4 protein-coding genes are annotated in these 6,590 nt (G+C 65.4%); all 4 read right to left on the bottom strand.

What is annotated here, in order from left to right; genetic code table 11:
• Positions 1 to 57: 57 nt before the first annotated feature.
• From MHZ35_RS17475 to MHZ35_RS17460, 4 genes are read right to left on the bottom strand one after another with little or no spacing between them, the layout of a single operon-like run.
• Positions 58 to 960, bottom strand: a complete 903-nt coding sequence (locus tag MHZ35_RS17475) for an ArdC family protein (protein ID WP_037485796.1) — start codon at positions 958 to 960, stop codon at positions 58 to 60.
• A gap of 57 nt (positions 961 to 1,017) precedes the next feature.
• Positions 1,018 to 3,225, bottom strand: a complete 2,208-nt coding sequence (locus MHZ35_RS17470) for an integrase (RefSeq protein ID WP_239436796.1) — start codon at positions 3,223 to 3,225, stop codon at positions 1,018 to 1,020.
• A complete protein-coding gene (locus MHZ35_RS17465) occupies positions 3,222 to 5,009 on the bottom strand; it encodes a hypothetical protein (RefSeq protein ID WP_067179944.1) in 1,788 nt (595 codons plus the stop codon). The genes MHZ35_RS17470 and MHZ35_RS17465 overlap by 4 nt, the downstream gene beginning before the upstream one ends.
• Complete coding sequence (locus tag MHZ35_RS17460) at positions 5,006 to 6,397, bottom strand: tyrosine-type recombinase/integrase (RefSeq protein WP_081796380.1); 1,392 nt, start codon at positions 6,395 to 6,397, stop codon at positions 5,006 to 5,008. Before MHZ35_RS17460 ends, MHZ35_RS17465 begins: the two co-directional genes overlap by 4 nt.
• Positions 6,398 to 6,590 lie beyond the last annotated feature (193 nt).

The following is a 6,590-nucleotide window of genomic DNA, read 5'->3' as shown; positions in this document are numbered from 1 at the left end:
CATATCCTGACAGTCCAGCCCCAATGTGAATTCCAGCAGCATTTTCCCGACCCGGTTTCATGCTGCGATCTCCTCGGACTGAGGCTGCTGAGCGTGCATCCAGTCAGCGGCGGCCTGAGCCTTGCTGGCGGCAGTGAAGATTGCGCGCGGATCATCCTTGAGCGCCCGGAGCCAGGAGGCGACGTAAGCGGCATGGTCGGGGCGCGGATGGTGCGCGATGCCGAGGTCAGCGAGGACAAACGAGGCGGTCAGCTCGGCGCAAATCTCCTCGATCGCAAGACTGTCACGCTTGAACCGCTCCGCGAAGTTGCGGTCGAGCCGGTGCTTGGCCCCTGTGGCGTGGGCCGCCTCGTGCAGCAGGGTGCCCATGTGCGCCGATGCATCGCGAAAACTGGCGAAGCCTGGCATAAAGATGCGATCAAGGTCGATCCGGTAGTGGGCATCATAGGCGCCTTCCGTAATCGGAATCTTCAGTGCCTCGACGAATGCATCAGCGTGTCCGAAGCGCTCGCTCTCGGGCAGTTGTGCCACCGGCTCGGGCTCGTATCCTTCGACCTGGGCAAGGTTGAACACCGTGAACGCGCGGGCGAACATGCGGCCAGGACCTGCCTCTGCGTCATCACGATCATCCTCGGCGCGCGATGCAGCCTGCTTCCAGAACACGACGGTGGTGCCGTGCTCACCCTTGCAGACCTGGGCCCCGAGCGAGGCCCACTGACGGTAGGTGCCCCACAGCCCGCTGGAATATGCGCTGGCCTCAGCAGCGATCCACAATGCCAGCACATTTACTCCCCGGTAGCGCTTGCGCGAGGTCACGTTCTGGGGCCGCGTGGTGGCCGCACCGTCGTGATGCCAGGGCATACGCCAGTCGCCGGCACCGGCTTCTATGGCGGCAACGATCTGGGTGGTGATGCGGGAATAGACGTCGGCGCGCTCGGCTGTCGGATGGGTCCGGGTCATGGGATATCTCCGCGACGGCCGGAGGGAATCTCTTTCCCGCTCCTTCAATCCGTCACCCTAAAATCGGCCCCTCTCCTCTCCCGCCACACCGCAAGCCGGTGTGGCGGCACCTGGCGCGATCTGGGCGAGGACAGCTTCGATCCGTGCCACCTCTGCTTGCAGCGTGACGCGCTGCGGCTCAGGAAGACGCTTCTCGCAAAGCAGTGCGCGCGCCTCGTCGGCCCCGCGCTGCCAAGCCGGACGATGCCGCTCAGCGATGCAGGCGTTGGGACAGCGGACCGGCTCACACATGGCGATCATCGGCGCGGGCGGGCCCGGTTCGGTGATCCGGTTGAGGCAGAGCGCGGTAGCGGGGTCGAAGAAGCAGTCAGCCAGCGGCCCGACGTGCAAGGTCCGCGCGAGACTTGCGAGCATCGTGCGCAGACGCGCCCGGTCGGCAATCATGGCTGGAAGCGGTGACAGATCGGCGGCGTCATCCAGCGCTGCTCCCACGCGGTATGCAGCAGGGCCGCCAAGGCGCGCGCCACCTTGCCGCTCGTCGAAATAGACAAGGATATCGTCGATCTGGCCGAGTGCCCGCTGCGCCTCGACTTCGCCGCGAAAACCCGACCGGCTGCTCCCGGCATAGCCTTCGAACGCGGCGACACTGGCGTGCTTGTACTGGATCATGCCGGCAATCGTGCCGAAGGGGCGGTTGGCGATATGCCAGGCGATGGTGCGGCGAAACTGCCGGGTGGTGATCCGCCATGGCACCCCGGCAGGGCCTAGGGGAATGACCGGGGCAATATCTGAACCGAACCGATCGTTGAGATGGTCGCGGAAGCGGTTCAGTTGCCGGACAATCTCCGAGGACACATGGGTCTTGGTGTTGACCCTGAGCGCGAGGACCGGCCACAGCGTCGTGGTCCCGCGTGCGCGTCCGGCCCGCGCGGACAGCTGCTCGAGCACGGCCACCGCTTCGGCGACCGGTGCAATCGTCACCCACTCGGCCTCCTCGCCGCGACCGAGCTTGCCCTTGTAGGCGATCGACCGGATGCGGTGGCGAAGGATGGCGCCGTCTTCGGCCCTGACCACTTGCAGGCAACCGCGCTGCATGGCCTGCAACTCGCTGTCGCGCATGCCCGAGAGGTAGGCGCAAACGACATAGGCCGCAGCCTGAAGCATGGCTTCCTCCAGCGCGAGCGCCTTCGCATCGAAGCGAGGCCGCCATGGCAAGCTGCTCGTCGGGTCGAGCGATATCGGCGTATCCATGCCGCCATCTTCCGTGCCCAGCTCGTCGATGGCAGCCGCAATCAGGTCCGGCGCACCGGTGGTCAGTCCAAGATGCATGGCCGGCTCGGACTGTGCATCGATGCCGGCGTGCAGGTGCATCAGATGGTAGTTGATCGGCGGCGTGACCTCGCCGGTCCGCTGATCGGTCCGCGTCGTACCATTGTGGGAGTTGGTCCAGATGGGAATACCGCGGCCTTGTCGCCGCAAGGTTGCTATGTATGCGTTGAGGCGCCGGCGCCGCCGCGCTCGCCGGATGATGGGATCGAGTCCGGCCTCCTGTGCGAGCAACCGGTTGCGCCTCGCTTCGAGGCGATCAAGCTCCCCGCGCGCGGCAAGGATATCGCCAGAAAAGTGGGTCACGTAGCGCAGCGACCAGGCCAGAAGCGGCGTGATGATCTCTTCGGGAATGCGCGGCGTCCGGTTCTCGCCGGCGATGTGCCTGGCACCTGCCACAGAGTACGTGTTGCGTTCCGGCCATGGCTCAAAGGAAAGGCGCGCAGTCGGCAGGTGCCGACGCAGTTCGTGGAGGTCGAAGATCACGCGCAGCAAATCTGCAGCTGCCACCGGACGCAGCCCGGCGGTGCGCAACGAGCGCGCAAAGCGGTCGACGAGTGGCTGATCGACCGGTGAAAGATCGAAACGGCCAAGCTCCGCCTTCACGAAGTTGAAAAAGCGCAGGGCCCGGTTCGCCTCGCCCCGCACCGCCGCCGGCTCAAGCTTGCGGCGATGCCCTGGCAGGTCGGTGTTGAGCCGTGCATGGAGGAACTGGCGCAGCGCATCGGCAATGGCGGGATCTTCGATGCCGCCGAAATGCACGGTGACGTGGCAGCGCCTTGCATTGTCGCGAAACACGCCGGGCGAGAGGTCCCAGCTCGGATCGCCGTAGCACGAGAGGTCCGCACGATCGAAGCCGGGGCGCAGGGCCCCGGAAATAAGCACCGGCAAGGCATCACGATCATCGGTCGCTGTGGTCTGTGACGCGATGGCAGTCATGCCCGTGCCTCAGGCGGAAGGTAGAGCGCGGGAGGATGAGTTGCGATCTGCGTGCGGGCCTGCGCCACAACGTCATCGCCGAAAGCGGGCAGGATCTGACGGGCGATGCGTGCATGGGCATGGCCGAACTTGGCGGCCCACTCGGCCTGGCCCATCGCGGTGCGTTGCTCGTCGATGAAGGCCAGGAACGCGAGGATGGCGGGCAGCTTGCGCGCGGTAATGACGGCGTTGCGGCAATCGAGGCAGCCCCAGAACGGTGTCGGGCATGGCGATCCGGCGGTGCTAAACGGACTGGTATAGAAACCGGCGCAGCTCGCGAGCCAGACGTCCTGCTCGCCGTCGAGCAGCGCAATGGTATCGTCAGTGCCGCGGAAATCGGGGTCTGTAACGGAATCGCGTAGCTGCGCTTCCTCAAGCGGTGGCAGTAGCCGCGGACCTGCAACAGCTTCCTCAAGAGCATCTACGACGGTCTGCTCGTGCAATGGCCGCAGCGACGGGACATCGGCGTAATGCCGCGCGGCAATCTCGACCGTATGCCCGACAGCAAAGCGGGTCATGTGTCCTTCAGTCTTGAGGTACCAAAGGGCCTTGTGCGTCTTGCGCAGCTGGGAGAGGCGCAGATAGAGCGGCGTGCCTGCATCATCGACGATACCGTGCCGAGCAGTCCAGGCGTCGATGGTCGAGCGGGGATGGCGAATGCCGTCGGCGATCTCGCCGTGCTGATAATAGACCCACAGGCAATCGGAAGGATTATGCGCCCGCGCCTTGGCCGAGTGTGCAATGATGCGCCGGATCAGGCCGCCCGGCGTGGTCGAGCCGCCGTCGCGCACCCGGATAGTCTTGTGTTCAGCGCCGTGCGCGCGAAGCTTGATATAGGCGATGTCCACGGTTCCGCCCGAGGCATTGCGCAGGCAATCGATGGTGAGCGTCTTGCAGCACTCGAGTTCAAGCCCGGTCTCCAGCGAGAGCAGAACGAGCAGCGGCACGATATCGGCAGCCGTGAGGTGATGGGCTGCGTGAAGGCTGATGTTCATGTCCGGAGCCGGCATGTTGCGGCTCCGGAATCGCCGGTGGAGCGCCTGCCACTCGGCATCGCGATAGTACAGCACCCCGCGTGCTTCGATGGCCGTATGGGCTCTTCGGGTCGCAGCCTCGATCTCAGGAACTTCGTCGAACCGGGGGCCAGCACGCAACCGCGCATCGATGGCGGCAAGGTCGGCGCGTGCCGCGTCGCGGAGCTGGCGGGCGACTAACGGGCTGTAAGCATCGCGCGGCCGCGGCCTCACATGGGGGTGCGAACTGACGTAGCGCAGCCGCTCGCGAAGCTCGGGGTGGATGGCACCCGCCGTATCGGTAGCGATCCGGCGAAGGACGGCAACGATCTTGGCGACCACGGTGGGAAGATGCACCCGCGACTTGCCCGCAGCTTCGAGCCAGGCCTCGAAGCCGTCGATATGACGGGCGCGCAGGTCCGCAGGGCCATCGATCCGGTCCGTTGTCGTCGCGAGGTAGGCGAAGAAGCGCGGCAGTGTGTTGGTATAGGCCTTGACGGTCGTCCGCACGATGATCGGCCCGCGCGGCGCAACCAACGAGAACAGGCCGCGGGCAAAGGCGAGCGCGAGGCCACGCGGGCGCAGGGTGGTGAAATCGACCAGCACCCCGCCGCCGTATGGGGGATCGATAGTGAAGCGCAGCGCACTGACCTGATCCCAGGGATCGGCACCCTGCGTTGCACCGTCTTGCTCAAAGCTGACCTTGCGCCCCTTCCTGGGTGAGCCGGTCATGCCGGGAGGTATCCCGGCACGCGCGCAAGCAACTCTTCGACCGCCGCATCGACGGTATCGGCGCGGGTAGCAAGATGATCGAGATAGATCGACGTGGTGGAAAGACTGGAATGGCCGAGCAGGCGTTGCACCTGCTGAAGCGGGTCGCCGAGCAACTGGCGATAGCCTTCCATGGCGCCTGCCGGTGCGGCTGCTTCGGCGAGGCGGCGCTGGATCAGCATCGCCAGCATGTGAACAGCGAAGGAATGCCTGAGTTGATGGGGGCTGACGCGAACGGGAATGCCCGCATCCGCGCAGCGGCGGCTCGCCCGGGCGAAGATCGCTTCCCATGAGTTGGGGAGCACAGGATGCCCGACCTCGGTAAGCCACAGGACGGCAGCTTCACATGGCGTGCCATCGTCGGCGCAGATGACAAACCTTGCCCGCTCGTCGGGGGTGACGACTTCCATATCCATAGTGCCGCCGCCAACCAGATGCATCACGGTCGGCAGCAGTGGTGGGCGATGTATGAAGATCGGGCGTTCGATGGCATCCCAGCCTCTGCGCGCCGTGAACTTGGAGACGGCCGAAGCGCGCTCAACCGCCATGTAGGCATCGAATGCCGACAGCAGTCGGCGTGGCAGCAGGATGGTACGGCCGCGATCACCCTTGGTCAGCGCCGCTGGAAGCTCGACCCGGCGTTGGCGCTCTGCGCGCGCATCCCCAACGGGAATCTCGGCGGCGAGCAGGAAGGAAGCTTCTTCGAGCCGCAATCCGGTCGTGACCAGCAGGTCCGCGAAAAGCGCGTTGCGCGCACCATTGCGGTCGCGTGCTCCGGGGCGCTCGGCTCCCTCGACGGTCAGGCCACGCAGTCCGACGTCCCGAAAGGCCTGGTAGTCGGCCAGATCGACAAAGCGGACATCGGACCGGCGGGCAGCGCGCTCGTAGGCTTCGTTGCGACCGGCAATGGCAGCGCGACGGCCCCCGTATGATCTTCGCCACACCTGCCGGTGGGTAAATGGGGTGCGTTCGACCAAGCCTTCGACTGCGGCCCAGCGGTATAGCTTGTCCAGCGAGGCAATCGCCCGGTTCCACGTCGATGCGGAAATCCGGAACTCCGCATCGCTGCGCCGGCGCGCGCGATAATAAGCACCGACATCATCGGCATCGGCTTGCCAGACAGTCTTGCCACGGACCGAGCCCAGGAAACGAACCCAGACCAGAATATCGTAGCCATGCGCGCGCAGCGAGTGGCGCGAACGCGCGCCGTTCAGCGGCAGGTCCAGGAAGAAGCGATCGAGGTCCGGATCATAGATCGCCTCCTCGCGCAGGATCACCGGAATGTAGGCGTCCAGGCCATCCGCTGCGCGGCGTTCCTGGATAACGATCAAGGCCCCTGAAATATCCACAGCTTGCCAGTCCCTCCCCCGGACCCCCTCCCGAATCCAGAACGCACCCGTTGCGCGCCTGCGGGACGGTGGCCATCAGGCCGGACTACGCCAGCTTATGGATAGCGCTTCATCCGGCCTGATGACCCCCTGCGTCGTGCCCGGATCATACCGTTCAATGAAGCGACAGGCACGGTGCAGACTGTCCAGATAA

It is taken from the genome of Sphingomonas sp. ACRSK (assembly GCF_022346685.1).
In the GTDB taxonomy this organism is placed as follows: Bacteria; Pseudomonadota; Alphaproteobacteria; order Sphingomonadales; family Sphingomonadaceae; genus Sphingomonas; species Sphingomonas molluscorum.
This window is presented reverse-complemented; position numbering and strand designations above follow the sequence as displayed.

Coding starts and splice junctions, on each gene's coding strand:
- MHZ35_RS17475 (WP_037485796.1), bottom strand. CDS start 960: ATGACCCGGACCCATCCGACAGCCGAGCGCGCCGACGTCTATTCCCGC.
- MHZ35_RS17470 (WP_239436796.1), bottom strand. CDS start 3,225: ATGACTGCCATCGCGTCACAGACCACAGCGACCGATGATCGTGATGCC.
- MHZ35_RS17465 (WP_067179944.1), bottom strand. CDS start 5,009: ATGACCGGCTCACCCAGGAAGGGGCGCAAGGTCAGCTTTGAGCAAGAC.